This window comes from Xanthomonas prunicola, assembly GCF_002846205.1.
Lineage (GTDB): Bacteria > Pseudomonadota > Gammaproteobacteria > Xanthomonadales > Xanthomonadaceae > Xanthomonas > Xanthomonas prunicola.
Window position 1 is genome coordinate 90,842 of sequence record NZ_PHKV01000002.1, and the last position, 20,790, is coordinate 111,631.

Genomic DNA, 20,790 nt, shown 5'->3' on the forward strand with positions numbered 1-20,790 from the left:
GCCTCCGTTAAACTGCGCGGATGAATTCTTCTTTCAGCGCACCGGCCAAGAAGTCGCTTGGTCAGCACTTTCTTGCCGACCGGTATTACATCGACCGCATCGTGCAGGCGGTGGATCCGCGCGCCGGCCAGCATCTGGTCGAGATCGGCCCGGGCCAGGGTGCCATCACCTTTCCGCTGCTGCGCAAGCATGGCGCATTGACCGTCATCGAATTCGATCGCGACCTGATCGCACCGTTGACCGAGGCCGCCGCACCGATCGGCGCGTTGCGCATCATCCACCGCGATGTGCTCAGCGTGGATTTCACCGCGCTGGCCGACGGCACGCCGATCCGCCTGGTCGGCAACCTGCCCTACAACATCTCCTCGCCAATCCTGTTCCATGCGCTGGACCATGCCGGTGCGGTAGCCGACATGCACTTCATGCTGCAAAAGGAAGTGGTCGACCGCATGGCCGCCGGCCCCGGCAGCAAGGTGTACGGGCGCTTGAGCGTGATGCTGCAGGCGTATTGCGAGGTCACCGCGCTGTTCGTGGTGCCGCCGGGCGCATTCCGGCCGCCGCCGAAGGTGGATTCGGCGGTGGTGCGGCTGGTGCCGCGCGACCCGGCCACGGTGCAGATCAATGACCGCCGCCGCTTCGCCGATGTGGTGCGCGCCGGGTTCGGGCAACGCCGTAAGACCTTGCGCAACGCCTTGTCCACTGTCTGCGAACCGGCGCATTTCGAGGCCGCGCAGGTGCGCCCGGACGCACGCGCCGAACAACTCGAGGTCGCCGATTTCGTCCGGCTGGCCAATGTCGAGCTGGCTTGAGCGCCGCTCCCACACTGTTTTATTTAGACTTTCGCCATGCATGATGATCCGCGCTACCGGGTCGAGGTCGAGGCATCGCCCCGCTTCCTCGCCCATCAATCCGCCCCGGACGAAGGCCGCTATGCCTTCGCCTACAGCATCCGCATCCAGAATGCGGGCGCCGTCCCTGCACGGCTGATCGCGCGCCATTGGCAGATCACCGATGGCAACGGACGCACCGAGCGGGTGGATGGCGAAGGCGTGGTCGGCGAGCAGCCGTGGCTGCGCCCGGGCGAGGCCTTCCATTACACCTCCGGCGTGATGCTGGAGACCGAACAGGGACAGATGCAAGGCCACTACGACATGGTGGCCGACGATGGCACCGAATTTATCGCCCCGATCGCCGCCTTCGTGCTGAGCGTACCCAGGACGCTGCACTGATGAACACTGGACTGAGGGAGCGCGCGCAATGAGCGTCTGGGCAATCGGCGACCTGCAAGGGTGCTACGACATCACCCAGCGGTTGCTGGAAAAAATCAATTTCGATCCCGCGCAGGACACGCTGTGGTTTTGCGGCGACCTGGTCAACCGCGGCGGTCAATCGCTGGAGACGTTGCGCCTGGTGCATTCGTTGCGCGCGCACAGCGTGGTGGTGCTGGGCAATCACGATCTGTCGCTGCTGGCGATCGGCGCGCGCTCGGAAGAAGAGCAGCGCAAGGTCAACCCGGATCTGCTACGCATCGTGCTGGCCGAAGATCGCGATGCGCTGCTCGATTGGCTACGTATGCAGAAGCTGGCGCACGTGGACCGCGAACTGGGCTGGATGATGATCCACGCGGGATTGGCGCCGAAATGGACCACGCAGATGGCCGAAAAACACGCGCGCGAGGTCGAGCAGCAACTGCAGGGCGGCGGCTACCGCAAACTGCTGCGCAACATGTACGGCGATCAGCCCGGTTGGTCGCCGGGCCTGAGCGGTTACGACCGCAGCCGCGCGATCATCAATCTGTTCACGCGCATGCGCTATTGCACCCCACGCGGGCGCATCGCCACCGACGACAAGGGCACGCCGGGAACGCAGGCACAAGGACTCTACCCGTGGTTCGAAGTGCCGGGCCGGGTCGAGCGTGATCTGAAGATCGTCTGCGGGCATTGGTCTGCGCTAGGCCTGACGATCACCCAGGGCGTGCATGCCATCGATACCGGCGCGGTGTGGGGCGGCAAGCTCACCGCCTTGCAGCTGGATACCGAGGAGCTGCGCGTGGTGCAGGTGCCGGGGCGCGAAGTCACCGCCCCCGCCGCACCTGCCGCGCACGCGCCGCGGCGTCCACGCGAAGGCCAGGGCCGCCCGCGCGGGCGTGGCCGTGGACGTGGTAATGGCGGAAACACTGCGGGAAATGCGGGCAACGGCAACGCTGTGCCGGCCAAGCCGCAAGGTGGCGGCGCTCCGGAGTAAAGCGCCTTGCATCTGGCGCGCCGGTCGCGCGCGGCGCCCTTGCCGGCTCAGCGCCGCAGGTAATCCACGAAAGAAAAGGCGAACGCATGGCGGTCATCGGCCGCATGCGCCTGGCGCTGCACCGGCATCCACACAGCCGGGTCGATCGGCGGGAAGTGCGTATCGGCATGGTCGACCACGGTGTCGACCTCGGTGACGGCCAACAGGTCGGCGCGCTCCATCGTCAGGCGATACACCTCGCCGCCTCCGATCACGCACAACTCCTGCGCGCCCTCCTGCCCGGCACGCTGGATCGCCTGATCGACCGATGCCACCGCCTGCATGCCCGCGAACGGCAGCTGCCCCGAGCGCGTCAGCACCAGATTCAGACGCCCTGGCAAGGTGCGCCCCAGCGATTGCGCGGTCTTGCGCCCCATCAGGATCGGCTTGCCCAGCGTTAGCGCCTTGAAACGTTTGAGATCGTCCGGCAACTTCCACGGCAGATCGTTATCGCGACCAATGGCGTTGTTGCGGTCGAGCGCCACGATGAGCGCAAGCTTCAACATCACCGGACCTTGTTGCTTTCAGGCTTGGAGCCACACAGGAGTTCAATCCCGGCGATGGCATTCAACACGTCCTGCTCGAGCGGCGAGGCGCCCGGCCGGTCGAACTTGATCCAGGCAAACGAGCTCCCTGACGGCACCAGCCACTGCGTCAGCCGCGTGCCATCGGCCCGCGAAGCATCGGTACGGTAAGCCTGCCTGGTATCGAGTTCGCTCCACTCGGCCTTTTCGCGTTTCAGCTTTTTGTCCAACTGAAACGTCACCGCTGCCAATCGCTCCATGCCCTTGGCCGAATTCAGTTGACCGAAAGCCGGTGCGCAACTCATTTCGAGCGTGACCGGCCCAAGCGCATCAGCCTGCGCCGTCGTCAACGTGATGATCGCGCTGGTGTCGATACTCGGATGCGCCGGATTGGATGGCGCGACCGTCGCGGTCACACCATCGGGCAGTTGCAGGCTACCGGCCGGACCACGCACGGTTTCGGCGAACGCGATGGCGTTTGTCGACGTCAGCCCGAGCAACACGATGAAAACCAGCAAACGCCTCTGCATACCGTCCTCCTTGAGGAGCTAATTTCTAGACCGCCACCGGCGCCTTGATCGCCGGATGCGGGTCGTACCCCTCGATGGCGATGTCCTGAAAGCGGAACGCGAACAGATCTGTGACCTCGGGATTCAGACGCAAGGTGGGCAGTGCACGCGGGGTGCGCGCCAGTTGCTCGCGGGCCTGATCGAAGTGATTCGCGTACAGATGCGCATCGCCCAGCGTATGCACGAAATCGCCCACGCCCAGCCCGGTGGCCTGCGCCACCATATGGGTCAGCAGCGCGTAACTGGCGATGTTGAACGGCACGCCGAGAAAGATGTCGCCGCTGCGCTGATAGAGCTGGCAACTGAGCTTGCCGTCGACCACATAGAACTGGAACAGGCTATGGCACGGCATCAATGCCATCTGCGGCAGCTCGCCGACATTCCAGGCGCTGATCACCAACCGGCGCGAATCCGGGTTGCGCTTGATCTCGTCCACCAACCACTGCATCTGGTCGATCTCGACCCCGTCCGGTCCGGTCCAGCGCCGCCACTGCTTGCCGTACACCGGGCCAAGATTGCCATCGGCATCGGCCCATTCGTCCCAGATGCGAACCTGGTTGTCCTTGAGATAGCCGATGTTGGTGTCGCCCTGCAGAAACCACAGCAACTCATGGATGATCGAGCGCAGGTGCAGTTTCTTGGTGGTGACCAGCGGAAAGCCGGCGTTGAGGTCGAAGCGCATCTGCCAGCCGAACACGCTGCGCGTGCCGGTGCCGGTGCGATCGGACTTTTCGGCGCCGTGCTCCAGAACGTGCTGCAACAGATCCAAGTAAGGCTTCACTTGGCCGCCTCTACGCCAGCGGGCGTCGGCAACGCTGGCTGCAACACCGGCGCGCGGCGCGACATCGCCAGCAACACCAGGCCAACGGCAATCAACGGCAGGCTCAGAATCTGGCCCATCGTCAGCCAGTTGAAGGCCAGATAGCCGATCGGCGCATCGGGCACGCGCACGAATTCCACGATGAAGCGGAACACGCCGTATAGCAGCGCGAACAAACCCGAGACCGCATAACGCGCGCGCGGCTTCATCGAGAACGTCCACAACACCACGAACATCACCACGCCTTCCAGTGCAGCTTCATAGAGCTGCGAGGGGTGGCGTGCGAACTGGTTCAACGCACCGGCGGCGTACTGCGCCTGGATCTGCGCAGGTAACTGGTCAGCCAGTTCCGGCGCATGCGGGAAGATCACGCCCCAGCCGGCCTGGGTGAACTTGCCCCACAATTCGCCGCCGACGAAATTGCCGAGCCTCCCGAAGCCAAGACCCAACGGCACCAGCGGCGCAACGAAATCCATCACATCGAAGAAGTGCAGCCGGTGCTTGCGCGCCCACAACCAGCAGGCGATCAATACGCCGAGCAGGCCGCCGTGGAAGCTCATGCCGCCTTCCCACACCTTGAACAGGATCAGCGGGTTGGCCAGGAAAGTCTCGAACGCATAAAACAGCATGTAGCCGATGCGCCCGCCCAGCACCACGCCGAGCATGCCGTAGAACAGCAGATCGGAAAAACCGTCCATGTCCACGCCGGGCAGGCGGCCGCGCAGGATGCGCGAGCGGCCCAGCGCCCAGGCGGAAAAGAAGGCCGCCAGGTACATCAAACCGTACCAGTGCACCTGCACCGGGCCGAGCGAGAAGGCGATGGGGTCGATGGCGTGCAGATAGATCATGCGGACCGCGTATCACGTAGAGCGAGGCCGCTATTCTGACACCTCGGGCGCGCTCAGCCTAAGAGCTGTGGCCGATCGGGCAGCTCGTCTTCATGCTGCACGTCGCCGGCGGCCGGGAAATGCACGACCAGCAACTCGGTCACCGCCTCGATCCCGGCCAGGACTGCGGCCTCGTGCTGGCCTTCGCGCAGGAACTGCTGCATGCGCCGGCACACCTCCGCCCACTGCGCCTCCGGCACCTGACTGCGCAGGCCGCGGTCGGCGACCACTTCGATGGCGTGGTCGGCCAGCAGCAGGTAGATCAGCACCCCATTGTTGGCCTCGGTGTCCCAGGTGCGCAATTGCGCGAAGGCCTGCTCGGCACGCTGGCGGGCGCTATGCCCACGCCACAACGCGTCCAGCGGCAGGTCGGCCTCGACAGCCACCATGATCTGGCCGGTGTGGGAACGCTCGCTAGCGGAGACCGCCGCTGCAATGGCGTCCATGCACGCGGCTGGAAAACTACGCTGCGCCGAGGGCGCGAAAAGATGCCTGAGCCACCGCATTACCAGCTCCCCGAGGCGCCACCGCCTCCTGATGACCCGCCGCCGCCGCCCCAGCCACCACCACCGCCGAAACCGCCACGGCCGCCGCCGCCAAATCCACCGAAGCCGCCGCCACCCCAGCCGCCGCCACCAACGAAGCGTCCAGGCGAGCCAGCGGCAAGGCCGGCCAGCAAGCCGATCACCGCCGCGCCCGCGCTGGCGAACAGCAACGACGTAAACAGCAATGCCGCGCCGCCCGCAGCAACCCCGGTCAGCAAGGCGCGAAGCGGGCGAGGTAACGCGCCCAGGATCCCGCGCGCGACCATGGCCACCACGAAACCGACGAACAGCGCCATGATCCAGCCACCGCCGCCCGCGCCGTTGCCGCCATCGGCATGTCCACTGACCGGCGGCGGCAGGGCCTCACCCTCGATCAGGCCGGCCAACGTCGCGGTTGCAGCACCGATGCCGCCGGCGTAGTCACCCTCACGGAAGCGCGGCGCCAGATACTCCTGAATGATGCGGTTGGCCGTGATGTCGGGAATGGCGCCTTCCAGGCCGTAACCGGGCTGGATACGCACGCGGCGGTCGTCCTTGGCCACCAGCAGCAGCACGCCGTCGTCCACGCCCTTGCGGCCAATCTTCCACTGATCGAACACGCGCTGGGTGTACTGCTCGATCGCTTCCGGCTGCGTGGTCGGCACGATCAAGATCTGCAGCTGCGCGCCCTTGCGCTGCTGCAAGGCCAGCGCCTGTTGCTCGAGTTGCTGGATCTGCCCCGCATCCAGGGTGCCGGTGACATCGACAACCGGCGAGCGCAGCGGCGGGATGGCAGCCAACCCCTGCGCCAGCAGCGCCGCCGGCAGCAGCAACACCATCATCCACACCACTCCCAAAGACGTTCGCCGCATTGCCAACTCCTAACCTGATGCGCGCTGATCGTCGATCAGCGCTGGGTTTTGCTACTGCTTGTCCCTGTGGAACATTTGCCCCTTACAGAGAGAAAAGGTGCCGGAAGCGGAGCCACCTGGGGCTGGGACGACTGCTGGGCCCCGCGTCATCCCCCCTCTCCCGACTGGAAAGCTCTCCGCTTCGACACGTTCTGTTGGTTTGGTCCGCAGATGCGTACGGACGTGCTGCTCGGCGTGCGTTGCCTTGGCGCGTGCCTAGGCTGCTTTGGCATCGCGCGTATGGCGTTTGCAACCGACGACTGCGCGGGCACCGCACACGCACGACAGCTGATTACTGGGCAGGCTGCGGTGCGGGCTGTTGCTGCGGCGTCTGCTGATGACCGAAATCCACCTGCGGAGCGCGCGAGATCTGCGCTTCGTTTTCCACGCTGAAATTCGGCTTTGGCTGATATCCAAACATCTTCGCCGTGATCACCTGCGGGAACGAACGGATATAGGTGTTGTAGTCCTGCACGGTCTGGATATACCGACCACGTGCCACGGTGATGCGGTTTTCGGTACCTTCCAGCTGCACCTGCAGATCGCGGAACGACTGGTCCGACTTGAGCTGCGGATAGTTTTCGCTGACCACCAACAAACGCGACAGCGCGCTACCCAGCTCGCCTTGCGCCTGCTGGAACCGCTTCAATGACGCTTCGTCATCGGCATTGACCTGGATCTGCCCCACGCGCGCGCGCGCATTGGTCACTTCGGTCAGCACCTGGCGTTCCTGCTGGGCATAGCCCTGCACGGTGCGCACCAGATTGGGAATCAGATCGGCGCGACGCTGATATTGATTGAGCACTTCCGACCAACCGGCCTTGACGCCTTCTTCCTTCTGCTGGATCGCGTTATAGCCGCAACCCGACAGCGAAGCGGTCAGGACCAGCAACGCCAGGGCGCGAATCAGGACAGGCATGCAGGCGATTCCGTTGAAAGAGAGCCCGAGCATGCCATGGGCCAAGTCAAGCCCGCATGCACATGGCCCTGCCCGGCTCGCTCGCCGGTGGTACCGCCGCTTCAGAACAGCCGCGGCAGCAGGATCAACCCCCAGCACAGCAGCACATTGATCAGCAGCACGAACACCGCGGCCGACCCCATGTCCTTGGCACGCCCGGCCAGTACGTGATGCTCCGGGCCATAGCGTTCGATCACCGCCTCGATCGCCGAGTTCAATAGTTCGGCAGCCAGCACGATCAACAACGGTGCGATCAGTGCAATACGCTCGAGTCCCGACTGACCCAGCCACAGACCGAGCGGTACCAGCACCGCCGCCAGGCAGACTTCCAGCCGGAACGAAGATTCATGCAGCCACGCCGCGCGCAATCCCTGCCATGACCAGATCGCCGCCTTGAGCATACGGCGCGGGCCGCGCGGGACGTGCCCCAATTGATCAGCCATGCGTCAGCGCTTCCCGCCATGAAGGCGAATATGGGAACAAATCGAACGCATGGCAGGGTCGCTACTGAGGAAAGTGCGAATCTTGCACCGTGACGCTCCGCCCCGCCAGCGGCGAGCCGGTTTGCCCTCAGCTTCCAGCCTGGCGCACCATGGCAGCCTGCCTCACTGCTCAAGGTTCCTGCATGCCCCTCTATCGCCTGCGCACGGTGCTGTGCGCCCTCGCCCTGTTGTCCGGCCATGTGTCCGCCGACGCGCTGCACACCGCTCCCGCCGTGCCGACGCAGGTCTCCAACGCCGCTTGGGAAGAAGACATGCAACGCTTCGCCGAAAGCGACGCACGTCAGCCGCCTGCCAAGCACGGCATCGTGTTCGTCGGCAGCTCGTCGATCCGGTTTTGGGAAACGCTGGCCCAGGATTTCCCGGGCAAACCGGTCATCAACCGCGGTTTCGGCGGCTCGGAAGTGCGCGACAGCACCTGGTACGCAGACCGCATCGTGATTCCGTATGCACCGCGCCAGGTGGTGCTGTATGCCGGCGACAACGACCTCAACAGCGGCCGCTCGCCCGAGCAGGTGCGCGATGACGTGCTGGCATTCGTGGCGCGCGTTCGCCGCGATCTGCCCGAGGCACGCATCAGCTATCTGTCGATCAAGCCCAGCCCGTCGCGCGCGCAACTGCTGCCGGAGGTCATCACTGCCAACCGGCTGATCAAGGAAGCGCTCGCACCGCTACCGCGCGTGGACTTCGTCGACATCTACACGCCGATGCTAGATGCCAGCGGCAAACCGCGCGCAGAACTGTTCCGCACAGACAGGCTGCACATGACGGCCGATGGGTACGCGATCTGGCGCAAGATCGTGGCACCGGTATTGGAAGACCGCTAAACGCAATGGAATCGATCCGGCGCGCGGCGTCGGATCGGCCGGTATGCAGGCGATGCGCTGGTCGACGCTTCATCTGCAGCGCGCATGTCGGCGCGGCGGCAAAGCGTCGAAGTCGCTACGGCATGCAACTGATTTAGCCATCTGCTATTGCGCACGCAGCTGACGTCGCTCGGCGATGCGCGCGAGATCGCAGCAAGGCTCAACCATCTTTAACGTCGCTGACAGCCGTTACAAGAGCGTAGGCGCATCGGCGCTGCGCTGGTCACACCGCTATCGATCGTTGTGGCTGCCGAGCTGCTGAACTTGGCCAACGACGCGGCGGTCGAATCCCGCGTGCCGCAGCCGTTGATACGCTTTGCCGGTATCTGCTGCCGGGCTACGTGGGCGGCAGTAAGACGTGATCAGCCAACACCATGCCGACCGACCTCCACCTCAGGCCACGACCACCGCCACCGAAGTTCCGACGCCGGGTTCGCTCTGCAATTCGATGCGCCAGCCAAAGCGGTCGCAAAGCCGGCGCACGATCGACAGGCCCAGGCCGGTGCCTTGCGGGCGGGTGGGGTCGGCGCGGAAGAACGGTTCGAACGCACGTGCGCGCGCTTCCTCGCTCATGCCGATCCCAGTGTCACGCACCACGATGCGATCGTGCGTCACCTCGACATCGATGCTGCCGGTATCGGTGTAAGCGCAGGCGTTACGTAACAGATTGCTGAGCACCACGCGCATGACCCTGGGCGGTGCGAACATCTGCAGGCTACGGTCGCCGACCATGCGCAATGACACCGGCTTGTCGCCAAGCAAGTCACGCGCGCTCTCGACTTCTTCTCTGGCTAGTTCGGTGACATCGAAGTTTTCGCTTTGCGGATCGATCTCGGCTTCGCGTGCCAGGATCAGGAATGCGTCGATCACCGCTTCCATATCGTGGCCAGCACGCTGGATACGGCGCAGGCTGCGCTGCGTGCGCGGCGACAATGCGTCGTCGGCCAATGCCATGTCGCTGGCCACGCGGATCACCGTCAGTGGCGTGCGCAATTCATGGCTGGCATCGCGAGTGAAATTGCGTTCGCGCGCCACATGCTCGCTGACGCGTAGCCCTAACGCATGCAACGCGGCGGCGAGCTGGCGCGTTTCGCCCTGTAATTCGGCAGGCAGCCGTTCCGGAGCCAGTTCGTCCACATCCGGGTTACGTGGGTCCCATTGCGACACACGCCGCGCCAGCCAGCTGATCGGCGAGACCAGCCGTTTGGAGACACGGTAGGTCACCCAGGACACACCGTAGATCGCCAGCAACACCACGATCGCCGGTACCACGCCGAACCACAGCGTCAGATGCGCCGCACGCGAGCGCGGGAACACCAGATACAGGCGCCCCTCCGGACGTTGATCGACATACACCAGTGCATCGGCGGCAGCGACTTCACTGAAACCCGGCGACTGCGCACGCAGCGCGGGCGGCGTGGTATCGGCAGCAGCGCCTGCGGGCGAAAAGTACCCCTGGATGTTGCGCGTGTTCGGCGGCCGGTTGTCCGGCACGCTCTTTTGCATCTGCCAGAAATGCACCGCCTCGTCGGCGAGCACGGTGCGCACCAGGCTGTATTTGACGACGAACGACACCAGATACCCGGCCAGCACGAGGGCAAGACTCGCCAACGCGACCTGCAACAGGAAGGCGAGACGTATTTTTCGTGGAAGCCCGTGCGGCATTGCTGCATCCAGGGGAGAGCGCCGGAGTATAGGCAACGCTTCCGTAAGCCCGTCGTGCAGCCAGACGGCAGCACGCGGAAGCGACAGGCGCGTGGGCGCCTAGAGGAGGTGACCGGCCGCCAGAACGGCGGCCGGCCGGTGACATCAGGCCATCGGCTGGGCGATGTCGGCGATACGATAGCCGGCACTCTGCACGGTGTGCAGCAGCGGACGGTCGAACGGCTTGTCGATGATCTTGCGCAGGTTGTACAGATGGCTGCGCAGGGTGTCCGAATCCGGCAACCCGTTGCCCCAGATCTCGCGCTCGATTTCCTGGCGGGTCACCACACGCGGCGATTCGCGCATCAGGATGGTCAGCAGGCGCAGGCCGATCGGCGAGAGCTGCAGCTCGGTGCCGGCGCGGGTGGCGCGCATGCTCACCGGATCGAGCACCAGGTCGGCGACCTTGAGCACTTCCGAGCCGACCTGGCGGCGCTCGCGGCGGATCAGGGCACGCAGGCGCGCTTCCAGTTCCTGAATCGCGAACGGCTTGGTCAGGTAGTCATCGGCGCCGAACCCCAGGCCGGTGAGCTTGTCGTCCAGCGTGTCGCGGGCGGTCAGCATCAGCACCGGGGTGGACTTGCGTGCGTCGTTACGCAGGCGGCGACACACTTCGATACCGTCCAGGCGTGGCAGCATGAGGTCCAGCACGACCACGTCGTAGCTGTTCTCGGCGGCCAGACGGTAACCGTCCAGGCCGTCCTGCGCGTAGTCGACCTCGAAGCCACGGCCTTCCAGGTATTCGCCGATCATTTCGGAGATATTGCGATTGTCTTCGACGACCAGCACGAGGCCGGACGTTTCCTTGGTCTGACGCATGGACTTTCCTCGGTCTTCAGCTTTGTGAAACATGCCCGATCGACGGTGGAAAGGGCGTGAAGACTGGATAACGTTTTGCTTTGCTCAGCGTTCAGCGGCCGAGCAGCGGACGCAACGCAGGCCACACCGTTTCCAGCACCTTCGGCTGCGCAGCGGCAGTGGGGTGCAGACCGTCGGCCTGCATGAGCCCAGGCTGCAACGCAACCTTTTCCAGGAAAAACGGCACGAGCGCGGTTTTGTACTGTCTGGAGAGGTCGGCGTAGGTCGCCTTGAGCCGCTCGCGGTAGGCTGGGCCGTAATTGGGCGGCACGTCGATCCCGAGCAGCAGCACCTTGGCGCCGGCCTGCTGGCTGAGCTGGACCATCTTTTCCAGATTGCCCTTGAGCTGGGCCGGGGTCAGTCCGCGCAACGCATCGTTGCCGCCGAGTTCGATCACCACCACACCGGGATGGTGCTTTTGCAGCAAGCCGGGCAGGCGGGTCAGTGCGCCGGATGTGGTCTCGCCGCTGATGCTGGCATTGACGACCGGCGGTGGCGTCGCCATGTCACGTTTCAGGCGCTGGTCAAGCAAGGTGACCCAGCCGGACTGCACCGGGATGTTGTGCGCGGCGCTCAAACTGTCGCCGACGACCAGGATCGGCGCGGTTGCGAGCGGACTTTTGGCAGAGGCAATCACCGGCGCAAGCAGGGAGAGTGTCAGCAGCCACAAGGCCAGCGCGCCATATCGCAGTGTTCTTTCACGCATTCGGAGATTCCTCATCGACAGTCTGGCCCCCCGCTCCAGCACCCACACCGCCATCGACGTTCGCGAGGTCGGCAAGTCCGTCAGTGGCCCGGAGGGAACACTCCACATCCTCGACAACGTCAGCTTGACGGTCAGTGAAGGCGACAGTATCGCCATTGTGGGTGCTTCCGGTTCGGGCAAGACCACCCTGCTGGGCTTGCTCGCCGGGCTGGACCTGCCCAGCCGCGGCAGCATCGCGCTCTCAGGCCAGGATTTAGGCAAGCTCGACGAAGAAGCCCGGGCCGCGCTACGTGCCCGCGAGGTCGGGTTTGTGTTCCAGAGCTTCCACTTGCTGCCGGCGCTGACCGCCGAAGAAAACGTCGCGTTGCCGCTGGAACTGGCCGGACGCGAAGATCCGGCACGGGTGCGTGAGGTGCTGGAAGCAGTGGGCCTGAGCGCACGTGCGCGGCATTACCCGCGCCAGCTGTCCGGTGGCGAGCAGCAACGCGTGGCGCTGGCGCGCGCGTTCGTGGCCAAGCCGCGCATCCTGTTCGCCGATGAGCCCACTGGCAGCCTGGACCAGACCACCGGCGCGCAGATCAGCGACCTGCTGTTCACGCTCAATGCCACCAGCGACACCACCCTGGTGCTGGTCACCCACGACATGACCCTGGCGCAGCGCTGCCGTCACATCTACCGCATCGACAGCGGCCGTCTGCATGCACAGACCGGTTCGGCCGCATGAACGTCGTGCGCCAAGCCGCGCGGGCAGTGCGCCGCGAATTCCTGGCCGGCGATCTGCTGACCGTGTTCGCCGCGCTGGTGTTGGGCGTGGCGGTGATGACGGCGGTGGGCACCCTGGTCGACCGGGTCACCCTGGCGCTGACCTCCAGCGCGGCCGAAGTGCTCGGCGGCGATCTGGGCGTGACCGGGCGGCAGGAAATCCCGGCCGATTTTGCCGAAGAAGCCAAACGGCGTGGCCTGCAGAGCACGCGCATGGTCAGCTTCCCCAGCGTGTTGTTCCATGGCGATGCCAGCCAGATGGCCAATATCCGCGGCGTGGGTGCGGGCTACCCGCTGCGCGGGCAGCTGCTGGTGTCCAAGGATGGCACCGGGACGGAAGGCAGCGTCGCCAGCGCGCCGCCGCCGGGCCAGGCCTATGCCGATCCGCGGCTGCTGGAAACACTGGGCCTGCGCGTTGGCGAGCAGCTGGAATTCGGCGCCGGCCATCTGACCATCACCGGCGTGTTGCGCGCCGAGCCGGATGCCTCTGGCGAGCTGATGCAGCTTGCGCCGCCGCTGCTGGTCAACCGTGCCGATATCGACGGCGCCGGCCTGCTGGGCCCGGGCAGCCGCGCCTCCTACCGATTGATGTTTGCCGGTGCGCCGGACGCGATCGCCGACCTGCGCGCCTGGCTCAAGCCGCGCGCCAGCCAATACCGCCTGGTCGGCATCGAAGACACCCAGCGCGGCATGCGCGCCGCGTTCGATCGCGCCGGGCGTTTCCTGGCCCTGTCGGCCTTGCTGGCGGTGTTGTTGTCCGGCGTCGCCACTGCGCTGGCGGCCAACCGGTTTGCGATGCGGCGCATCGACACCGTGGCGGTGCTGCGCTGCCTGGGCGCCAGGCAGCGCGACATCCTGGCGATGCTGTCGCTGCAGTTGCTGCTGACCGCGATCCCGGCCTGTCTGGTCGGCATTGGCTTGGGCATGCTGGCGCAGGAAGGCCTCGTACAGGCGCTGGGCAGCCTGATCCCGAACCGGCTGCCGCTGCCACAGGCCACGCCGGCCCTGGCCGGTGCAGGCATCGGCCTGGTGCTGTTGCTGGGCTTCGGTCTGCCACCGCTGTTGCGGCTGCGCAACGTGCCGCCAATGCGCGTGCTCAACCGCAGTTTTGCTGCGGTGCCGCCGAGCTCGTTGCTGGTCTACGGCGCGGCGTTGGCCGCGACGCTGGCGCTCACCGTCTACGCCACTGGCAACTTGGTGCTGGCCGGCTGGGTGTTGGGCGGCCTTGCCGCGCTGGCACTGGTGGCGATGTTGCTGGGGCTGGGCTTGCTGGCGTTGCTGCGGCCGATCCAGCACCGCCTGCGCGGTTCCTGGAAGCTGGGCCTTGCCTCGCTGACGCGGCGCCGCGGGCTGAGTGTGGTGCAGTTGGTCGGGCTGTCGCTGTCGTTATGTGCGCTGTTGCTGCTGGCGGTGGTTGGCCCAGGCCTGCTTGGCCAGTGGCGCGATCGCTTGCCGGCGGACACGCCGAACTACTTTCTCATGAACATCCAGCCCGAACAGACCCAGCCAGTGCTGCAGACGCTGCGCGGCCTGGGTGTGGAGGGCGCGGCAGTGGAGCCGTTCTCCACCGGCCGCCTGGTCGCCATCAACGACAAACCGCCGGTGCGCGACGATCGCGACCCGCAGGACGATGGCGACGGTGACAACCGCCCAGTCAATTTTTCCTGGCGGCATGCATTCCCGCCGGCAAATACGCTGCTGCAGGGCAAATTCTGGGCAGCCGATAGCACCGCCGCAGAAGCGTCGGTGGAAGAAGGCTGGGCGCAGCGCTACCAGCTCAAACTGGGCGATCGCATCACCTTGCTGCTGGGCGAACAGCAACGCACGTTCACCGTGACCAGCATCCGCAAGGCCGATTGGGATTCATTCCGGGTCAACTTCTTCCTGCTGCTCAACCAGGGATCGGTCGGCGATGCGCCGTACAACCTGATTTCCGCCTTCCACCTGCCGCCCGGCACTGCGTCCAAGCTGGCGTCCTTGAGCCGCGACTATCCCAATATCTCGTTGCTGGATATCGACGCCATCCTGGGCCGCGTACGCGAGGTGATCGACCAGGTAGCGCAGGCGGTGCAGTTGGTGATGGGCTTCAGCCTGCTCGCCGGCGTGCTGGTATTGCTGGCCGCGTTGCAGGCCACCGCTGGCGAGCGACGTTACGACAGCGCGGTGTTGCGCACGCTGGGCGCACGCCGTGGTCAGTTGCGCGGTGCGGTGCTGGTGGAATTCGGTGCACTCGGCTTGCTGGCCGCCACGCTGGCGGTCACCGCTGCGGCCGTGATCGGCGCGGTGGTCGGGAAGCAGGCATTCGACATCGCGTTGACGCCGGATTGGCCGCGGCTGCTGATCGGCGGCGCCTTCGGGTTGGCCTTGAGCCTGCTGGCGGGTTGGTCGGGCACCCGGCGCATCCTGTCCACGCCGCCGGCGTTGGCGTTGCGTAGCGAATAAGCGCAGCCAACAACACAGCTGCGCAGCTGTCTGACGGCTGCTCGCTACGTGTTGGCCGCCGCTCTAGGCGCGCGGGAACGCCGCGCATGCTGGCGTCGGCATGCGCTGTGCCGGCAATCAGCGCAACGGAGGTTGCCGCGCGTGCCATGCGGCGCTCGCTAGCAGGGCTTGCATATACCGGCAACGCATAAGCACCTTGCAAATCGTACGTTCGCAGCGGCGACACGACTGCCTAGAGTGGTGTGTCCGGTCGCCGGCCCAGGCGGCCTTTCGTTGCGTCGAGGTGCCACGTCATGGTCAGCATCACTTCCGCAGCGCGTGTGCAGACGCCGCGCGATGCGCCTTCCCCCGTGCAGAGCTCCAGCGTCAGGATCGTGGCGTTCGATGGCCCGCTGGGCGCCGAGGTGATCGGCCTGGACCTCTCGCAACCGCTGGATGCCGACACCTTCGCCCGCATCCATCGGGCGCATCTGGATCACCACGTACTGGTGTTTCGCGATCAACGCATCACACCGGCCCAGCAGGTGGAGTTCAGCCGTCGCTTCGGACCGTTGCAGATTCATGTGCTGCGCAATTTCCAACTGCGTGGACATCCGGAAGTGTTGGTGGTGTCCAACATCAAGGAGAATGGCGAGCCGATCGGCCTGGGCGACGCCGGACATTATTGGCACTCGGATCTGTCGTACAAGGAAACTCCGAGCCTGGGATCGCTGCTGCATGCGCAGGAGCTGCCTGCCCAAGGCGGCGATACCCTGTTTGCCAACCAGCATCTGGCGTGGCAAACGCTGCCCGAATCGCTCAAGCGCACGGTGCAGGACCTGCGTGCCGAACACAGTTATCTGGCCAAGTACGAAGAGTTGCGCGCGCGTAATCCGTGGCGCCCGGCACTGACGCCCGAGCAGATTTCCGAAGTGACACCCGTGCAGCATCCGGTGGTGCGTACGCATCCGGAAACCGGCCGCAAGGCGCTGTTCGTCAGCGAACATTTCACCACCCGCATTGTCGGCCTTCCCGAAGACGAAAGCCGCGCGCTGCTGCACACACTCTTCGAGCACACCACGCGCGCTGCGCTGGTGTATCGACATCGCTGGCAGCCGCACGACATGGTGTTCTGGGACAACCGTTCGGTGATGCATCTGGCAGCAGGTACGCCGGATCATCTGCGCCGTCGGCTCAACCGCACCACCATCGAAGGCGATGCGCCGTTCTGAGCATGCACCTGTTCCCTCCCCCTTTCCGACTGGAGCGCCGCATGCGTTTGACTGTCACTTCTCACGCGCCCGCCCAGCGCTGGCGTTTTTTGCGGCGTATCGCGCTGCTGGTGTTGGCTGCGCTGCCGCTGCTACATAGCGCGCATGCGCACGCCGAAGGCAAGCTGCGTATCGCCAAACAATTCGGCATCGTCTACCTGCTGCTGGACGTGGCGCAGGATCAAAAGTTGATCGAACAGCAGGGCAAGGCCGCCGGCGTGGATATCGACGTGCAGTTTCTGCAGCTCTCCGGCGGCGCGGCGGTCAACGATGCCTTGCTCACCGGTTCGATCGATATCGCAGGCGCAGGCGTCGGGCCGCTGCTCACCATCTGGGACCGCACGCGCGGCCGGCAGAATGTGCGTGGTGTGGCCTCGCTGGGCAATTTCCCGTACTACCTGATCAGCAACAACCCGCGCATCAGATCCATTGGCGATTTCACTCCAAAGGACCACATTGCGGTCCCTGCGACGGGTGTCTCGGTGCAATCACGTTTCTTGCAACACGCATCGCAACAATGCTGGGGCGACAAGGGCACCCATCAGCTCGATGCGCTGCAGGTCGCGTTGCCGCATCCGGATGCCGCCGCGGCGATCATCCGTGGGCGCAGCGAAATCACCGCGCATTTCGCCAGCCCGCCGTTTCAGGAGCAGGAGCTGTCTCGCAATCCGGCCGCGCACATCGTCACCAGCTCGTACGAGATCGAAGGCGGCCCGTCGTCGGCAACGGTGCTGTATGCCACCGAAAAATTCCGCAGCGACAATCCCAAGACCTACCGCGCGTTTGTCGCAGCACTGGATCAGGCAGCGAAGTTCGTCACTGCCCATCCGGAGCAGGCGGCCGATATCTTTTTGCGTCGTAACGGGTCGAGCATCGACCGCGCGCTGGTCCTGCAGATTCTCAAGGACCCCAAGGTGCAGTTCACCGTGGCGCCGCAGAACACGCTGGGACTGGGCAAATTCATGCAGCGCAGCGGTGCGATCAAGCAGGCACCCGCCAAGGTGGGCGATTATTTCTTCGATGACCCGCTGATTGCGGGCGGGAGCTAAGCGATGAGTGCGCCGCTGCTGCAAGTCGATCATGTCAGCCTGGAATACGCCTCCGCGCAACGCGTGGTGCGGGCCACCCATCGTGTGCGCTTCGATGTGCATGAGGCCGACCGCTTCGTGCTGCTGGGGCCATCGGGATGCGGCAAATCCACCCTGCTCAAGGCGGTTGCCGGTTTCGTTGCACCGCGCGAAGGGCAGATCCGTCTGGATGGTCTTGCGGTCACCGGGCCGGGGCCAGACCGGGTGGTGGTGTTCCAGGAATTCGACCAGCTGGCACCATGGAAGACCGTACGCCAGAACGTGGTGTTCGGCCTGCTCGCAGCGCGCAAGCTCGGCCGCGCTGAAGCGCGCGAGCGCGCCGATGAAAGTCTGGCCCAGGTCGGGCTGAGTGCATTCGCGGATGCCTACCCGCACACCTTGTCCGGCGGCATGAAACAGCGCGTGGCAATCGCACGCGCACTGGCGATGCGCCCGCGCGTGCTGCTGATGGACGAACCGTTCGCGGCATTGGATGCGTTGACGCGTTCGCGCATGCAGGAGCAGGTGCTGGAATTATGGGAACACTCGCGGTTCACGCTGTTGTTCGTCACCCATTCCATCGAAGAAGCGCTGGTGGTCGGCAACCGCGTCTTGCTGTTGTCGCCGCACCCGGGCCAGGTACGCGCCGAACTCAACGCGCATGCATTCAGCCCGCACAGCGCCGGTAGCGTGGCATTCCAGCAAACCGCGCAACGCATTCACCGACTGCTGTTCGATCTGCCCGATGAGACGCTGGACGACGACAAGGTGGCACCGCTGCGTCGCTCCTCCTTGCGCCAACGTGAGGCACTGACATGAGCCGCAACACCGCGACCGCACTGCCGCCGATTCCGCCGGTGCGGCCCGAGTACGAAGTGGCATTGACACCGCTGGACCCTGCCCTGGTCGCCGCTGCGACGCCCACGCGTTGGCAGGCACCGCCGTGGCTGCGCAAAGCACTGGTGCTGGCGGTCTTGGTCGCGGTCTGGGAAGTCGCCGCGCGCGTGGTCGGCGACGACCTGATGCTACCCAGTGCACTGCAGACCGCGCGCGCGTTTTACGACGGGCTGCTATCGGGCGAATTGCTGCGCCGTGTCGGCGCCTCGTTACGCGTGCTGGCGCAAGGCTATGCGCTGGGGGTGTTGTTGGCCTTCGTGTTGACCGCACTGGCCGCATCCACGCGCTGGGGCCGCGACGTGCTCGGCACGCTGACCGCCATGTTCAACCCGCTGCCCGCCATCGCGCTGTTGCCATTGGCCTTGCTCTGGTTCGGACTGGGCACCGGCAGCCTGGTGTTCGTGCTGGTGCATTCGGTGCTGTGGCCGCTGGCCCTGACCACCTACGCCGGCTTCCAGGCTGTGCCGGAGACACTGCGCATGGCCGGGCGTAATTACGGCCTGCGCGGGCCGCGCTATGTGGCGCAGCTGCTGATCCCGGCGGCACTGCCGGCGATCCTGTCCGGGCTGAAGATCGGCTGGGCGTTCGCCTGGCGCACGTTGATCGCCGCCGAGCTGGTCTTCGGCGCCACCTCCGGCCAGGGCGGTTTTGGTTGGTACATCTTCCAAAACCGCAACGAGCTCTACACCGACAAGGTCTTTGCCGGGCTGGCGATGGTGATTGTACTGGGGCTGCTGGTGGAAGGCGTCGTGTTTCAGGCGATTGAGCGGCTGACCGTGCGCCGCTGGGGCATGCAGCGCTAGAGCGGCGGCGTCGGCACGGTCGCGTGCGCTTAACGCAGTTGGCTTATGCTTCGCCCCCCATTCTCTGCCGCTCGCCGCCGCCATGCCCACCGCCCCCTTTACTGCCTACATCTACCCGGTCCTGCTGTTGCTGGCCAGCAATGTGTTCATGACCTTCGCCTGGTACGGGCATCTGAAGTACAAAAGCACGCCGCTGATGATCGCGATCATGGTCAGCTGGGGCATCGCGTTCTTTGAATACTGCCTGCAGGTGCCGGGTAACCGTCTTGGCAGCGCAGTGTATTCGGCGCCGCAGCTGAAGGGCATGCAAGAAGTCATCACGCTGCTGGTGTTCGCCGGTTTCTCCACGTTCTACCTGGGGCAGTCGTTGAAGTGGAATCACTGGGCGGCGTTTGGGCTGATCTTGGTGGCGGCGTTTCTGATGTTCAAGGAATAAGCAATTCCCTGTAGGAACGCGCTGGCGCGCGCCGAGGCGTTACCGATCCAGCCTCATCGCGCGCCAGCGCGCTCCTACGCATCATGCGATGGGCTCAATTCGCGCGTTCCACCCACTGCGCGAACACCGCATCGATGTGTGCGTCCTTGACGCGTTTGCCCCGTTGCACCGACTCGGCCTGCTCGAACATCGGCATGATCATCGCCATGCCATCTGGCTTGGTTTTCAGGTGCAGGCCCGATGGTGTTTCCAGGAATGTGGACCAGCGCGTGCGCACCTTGGCCCAATATCCCTGCGTGCCTTTCCAGTACGCATAGGCGGGGGCGAAGTCCATCTCGGTGGTCTTGCGGTAATCGTTGAAGCCGAACTCGCGCGCAATCGCTTCCTGTGTTCCGTCCGGCTTGCGCAACACCTTGGTGTTGAACTGTTCGTGGGTCCAACCGTTCGGCGTGAGCGTGTGGCGGTTGATCACCGACAGCGCGTTGTAGTCGCTGCGCTTGGTGTACTCGCGCCGCGGCAACGGGCGCCAGCTCAGATCACTGGTCCAGGTGGGATGGCCATCGGCGTAGTCCCAGCGGCCGGTGCCGCAATAGCGCGGCGCGTCGCTGACTTCATACACGCATTGGGTCCAGGCGCCGGTGGTGACTGCCGGCGGCAACGCATGCACGGTCCAGGTCTGCTCGGCGCTGAATTCGAAACGCTGCGGCGCCTCGTAGATCCAGTCCTGCCGCCAATGCTTGGTCACGTGCTTGGTCTTGTCGTCGACCAGCAGATGCTGCAGCACCAGCTTGCGCGGTAAATCCTCCACCACGATCACCACTTCGCTGGCGCCGCTGCGCATGGCCGACGCACGCTCGTAACCGGGCTTGAGCAACACGGTTTCGTCGAACGCAAAATCCACCGCGTATTCGCCCTGCATCGCCAGGATGCTCTGGCGATCGCGCTGGGCGTCGGCGGCGGCAATCAACGGCAACAGGCTCAGCGTGGCGGCAATACAGCGGGGAAACAGTCGGCGCATTGGAA

The 20,790-nt window shown here is 65.1% G+C and carries 23 protein-coding genes; 11 read left to right on the plus strand and 12 right to left on the minus strand.

Features of this window, described 5'->3' with window-relative positions:
- Positions 1–20: 20 nt before the first annotated feature.
- Genes rsmA through XpruCFBP8353_RS06955 form a run of 3 tightly spaced genes read left to right on the plus strand, consistent with a single transcriptional unit; the run spans position 21 to position 2,244 of the window.
- Complete coding sequence (gene rsmA / locus XpruCFBP8353_RS06945; protein WP_101362587.1) at positions 21–809, plus strand: 16S rRNA (adenine(1518)-N(6)/adenine(1519)-N(6))-dimethyltransferase RsmA; 789 nt, start codon at positions 21–23, stop codon at positions 807–809.
- Between the two features lie 36 nt (positions 810–845).
- A complete protein-coding gene (gene apaG, locus XpruCFBP8353_RS06950) occupies positions 846–1,229 on the plus strand; it encodes a Co2+/Mg2+ efflux protein ApaG (protein ID WP_101362588.1) in 384 nt (127 codons plus the stop codon).
- 28 nt (positions 1,230–1,257) lie between these two features.
- Complete coding sequence (locus tag XpruCFBP8353_RS06955) at positions 1,258–2,244, plus strand: symmetrical bis(5'-nucleosyl)-tetraphosphatase (protein ID WP_101362589.1); 987 nt, start codon at positions 1,258–1,260, stop codon at positions 2,242–2,244.
- A 47-nt stretch (positions 2,245–2,291) separates the two neighbouring features.
- On the opposite strand, the gene XpruCFBP8353_RS06960 is transcribed toward XpruCFBP8353_RS06955, so the two are convergent.
- The 8 genes from XpruCFBP8353_RS06960 to XpruCFBP8353_RS06995 all read right to left on the minus strand — a co-directional run bounded on the left by XpruCFBP8353_RS06960 (position 2,292) and on the right by XpruCFBP8353_RS06995 (position 7,919).
- Complete coding sequence (locus XpruCFBP8353_RS06960) at positions 2,292–2,786, minus strand: dihydrofolate reductase (protein ID WP_101363063.1); 495 nt, start codon at positions 2,784–2,786, stop codon at positions 2,292–2,294.
- A 2-nt stretch (positions 2,787–2,788) separates the two neighbouring features.
- Positions 2,789–3,310: a hypothetical protein gene (locus XpruCFBP8353_RS06965; protein ID WP_133125628.1), complete on the minus strand. Its 522-nt coding sequence runs from the start codon at positions 3,308–3,310 to the stop codon at positions 2,789–2,791.
- A 52-nt stretch (positions 3,311–3,362) separates the two neighbouring features.
- Positions 3,363–4,157, minus strand: coding sequence for a thymidylate synthase (locus tag XpruCFBP8353_RS06970; protein WP_101362591.1), 795 nt, complete (start codon positions 4,155–4,157; stop codon positions 3,363–3,365).
- Positions 4,154–5,044 (minus strand): prolipoprotein diacylglyceryl transferase, encoded by an 891-nt coding sequence (lgt, locus tag XpruCFBP8353_RS06975; RefSeq protein ID WP_101362592.1) that lies wholly within the window; start codon positions 5,042–5,044, stop codon positions 4,154–4,156. The genes XpruCFBP8353_RS06970 and lgt overlap by 4 nt, the downstream gene beginning before the upstream one ends.
- A 53-nt stretch (positions 5,045–5,097) precedes the next feature.
- Positions 5,098–5,589 carry a TPM domain-containing protein gene (locus XpruCFBP8353_RS06980; protein ID WP_101362593.1) on the minus strand — a complete coding sequence of 164 codons (492 nt, stop codon included), beginning with the start codon at positions 5,587–5,589 and terminating at the stop codon, positions 5,098–5,100.
- Positions 5,589–6,479, minus strand: a complete 891-nt coding sequence (locus tag XpruCFBP8353_RS06985) for a TPM domain-containing protein (RefSeq protein ID WP_101362594.1) — start codon at positions 6,477–6,479, stop codon at positions 5,589–5,591. Before XpruCFBP8353_RS06985 ends, XpruCFBP8353_RS06980 begins: the two co-directional genes overlap by 1 nt.
- Positions 6,480–6,810: 331 nt before the next feature.
- Positions 6,811–7,437 carry a LemA family protein gene (locus XpruCFBP8353_RS06990; RefSeq protein ID WP_101362595.1) on the minus strand — a complete coding sequence of 209 codons (627 nt, stop codon included), beginning with the start codon at positions 7,435–7,437 and terminating at the stop codon, positions 6,811–6,813.
- 101 nt (positions 7,438–7,538) lie between these two features.
- Positions 7,539–7,919, minus strand: a complete 381-nt coding sequence (locus XpruCFBP8353_RS06995; RefSeq protein WP_101362596.1) for a diacylglycerol kinase — start codon at positions 7,917–7,919, stop codon at positions 7,539–7,541.
- A gap of 182 nt (positions 7,920–8,101) precedes the next feature.
- On the opposite strand from XpruCFBP8353_RS06995, the gene XpruCFBP8353_RS07000 reads away from it, so the two are divergent.
- On the plus strand, positions 8,102–8,803 hold the full coding sequence (locus tag XpruCFBP8353_RS07000; RefSeq protein ID WP_101362597.1) for an SGNH/GDSL hydrolase family protein: 702 nt from the start codon (positions 8,102–8,104) through the stop codon (positions 8,801–8,803).
- Positions 8,804–9,235: 432 nt separating this feature from the next.
- On the opposite strand, the gene XpruCFBP8353_RS07005 is transcribed toward XpruCFBP8353_RS07000, so the two are convergent.
- The 3 genes from XpruCFBP8353_RS07005 to XpruCFBP8353_RS07015 all read right to left on the minus strand — a co-directional run bounded on the left by XpruCFBP8353_RS07005 (position 9,236) and on the right by XpruCFBP8353_RS07015 (position 12,125).
- Complete coding sequence (locus tag XpruCFBP8353_RS07005) at positions 9,236–10,507, minus strand: sensor histidine kinase (RefSeq protein WP_101362598.1); 1,272 nt, start codon at positions 10,505–10,507, stop codon at positions 9,236–9,238.
- Between the two features lie 144 nt (positions 10,508–10,651).
- Positions 10,652–11,365, minus strand: a complete 714-nt coding sequence (locus XpruCFBP8353_RS07010; RefSeq protein WP_002811889.1) for a response regulator transcription factor — start codon at positions 11,363–11,365, stop codon at positions 10,652–10,654.
- A gap of 91 nt (positions 11,366–11,456) precedes the next feature.
- Positions 11,457–12,125 carry an arylesterase gene (locus tag XpruCFBP8353_RS07015; protein WP_207759613.1) on the minus strand — a complete coding sequence of 223 codons (669 nt, stop codon included), beginning with the start codon at positions 12,123–12,125 and terminating at the stop codon, positions 11,457–11,459.
- A gap of 91 nt (positions 12,126–12,216) precedes the next feature.
- Here XpruCFBP8353_RS07015 and XpruCFBP8353_RS07020 point away from each other — a divergent pair, with 91 nt between their 5' ends.
- From XpruCFBP8353_RS07020 to XpruCFBP8353_RS07050, 7 genes are all read left to right on the plus strand, one after another.
- The gene (locus XpruCFBP8353_RS07020) at positions 12,217–12,834 is read left to right on the plus strand and encodes an ABC transporter ATP-binding protein (protein ID WP_279327727.1); all 618 of its coding nucleotides are present in this window, start codon (positions 12,217–12,219) and stop codon (positions 12,832–12,834) included.
- Positions 12,831–15,314, plus strand: a complete 2,484-nt coding sequence (locus tag XpruCFBP8353_RS07025) for an ABC transporter permease (protein WP_101362601.1) — start codon at positions 12,831–12,833, stop codon at positions 15,312–15,314. The genes XpruCFBP8353_RS07020 and XpruCFBP8353_RS07025 overlap by 4 nt, the downstream gene beginning before the upstream one ends.
- 293 nt (positions 15,315–15,607) lie before the next feature.
- Complete coding sequence (locus tag XpruCFBP8353_RS07030) at positions 15,608–16,525, plus strand: TauD/TfdA dioxygenase family protein (RefSeq protein WP_162300977.1); 918 nt, start codon at positions 15,608–15,610, stop codon at positions 16,523–16,525.
- Positions 16,526–16,566: 41 nt separating this feature from the next.
- Positions 16,567–17,613 (plus strand): ABC transporter substrate-binding protein, encoded by a 1,047-nt coding sequence (locus tag XpruCFBP8353_RS07035; protein ID WP_101362602.1) that lies wholly within the window; start codon positions 16,567–16,569, stop codon positions 17,611–17,613.
- 3 nt (positions 17,614–17,616) lie between these two features.
- The gene (locus tag XpruCFBP8353_RS07040; RefSeq protein WP_101362603.1) at positions 17,617–18,450 is read left to right on the plus strand and encodes an ABC transporter ATP-binding protein; all 834 of its coding nucleotides are present in this window, start codon (positions 17,617–17,619) and stop codon (positions 18,448–18,450) included.
- Positions 18,447–19,331 carry an ABC transporter permease gene (locus tag XpruCFBP8353_RS07045; RefSeq protein WP_101362604.1) on the plus strand — a complete coding sequence of 295 codons (885 nt, stop codon included), beginning with the start codon at positions 18,447–18,449 and terminating at the stop codon, positions 19,329–19,331. The genes XpruCFBP8353_RS07040 and XpruCFBP8353_RS07045 overlap by 4 nt, the downstream gene beginning before the upstream one ends.
- 82 nt (positions 19,332–19,413) lie before the next feature.
- Positions 19,414–19,767 carry a DMT family protein gene (locus XpruCFBP8353_RS07050; RefSeq protein ID WP_101362605.1) on the plus strand — a complete coding sequence of 118 codons (354 nt, stop codon included), beginning with the start codon at positions 19,414–19,416 and terminating at the stop codon, positions 19,765–19,767.
- A 94-nt stretch (positions 19,768–19,861) separates the two neighbouring features.
- Here XpruCFBP8353_RS07050 and XpruCFBP8353_RS07055 read toward each other — a convergent pair whose 3' ends face one another.
- Positions 19,862–20,785 (minus strand): DUF6607 family protein, encoded by a 924-nt coding sequence (locus XpruCFBP8353_RS07055; protein ID WP_101362606.1) that lies wholly within the window; start codon positions 20,783–20,785, stop codon positions 19,862–19,864.
- Between the last annotated feature and the right edge of the window lie 5 nt (positions 20,786–20,790).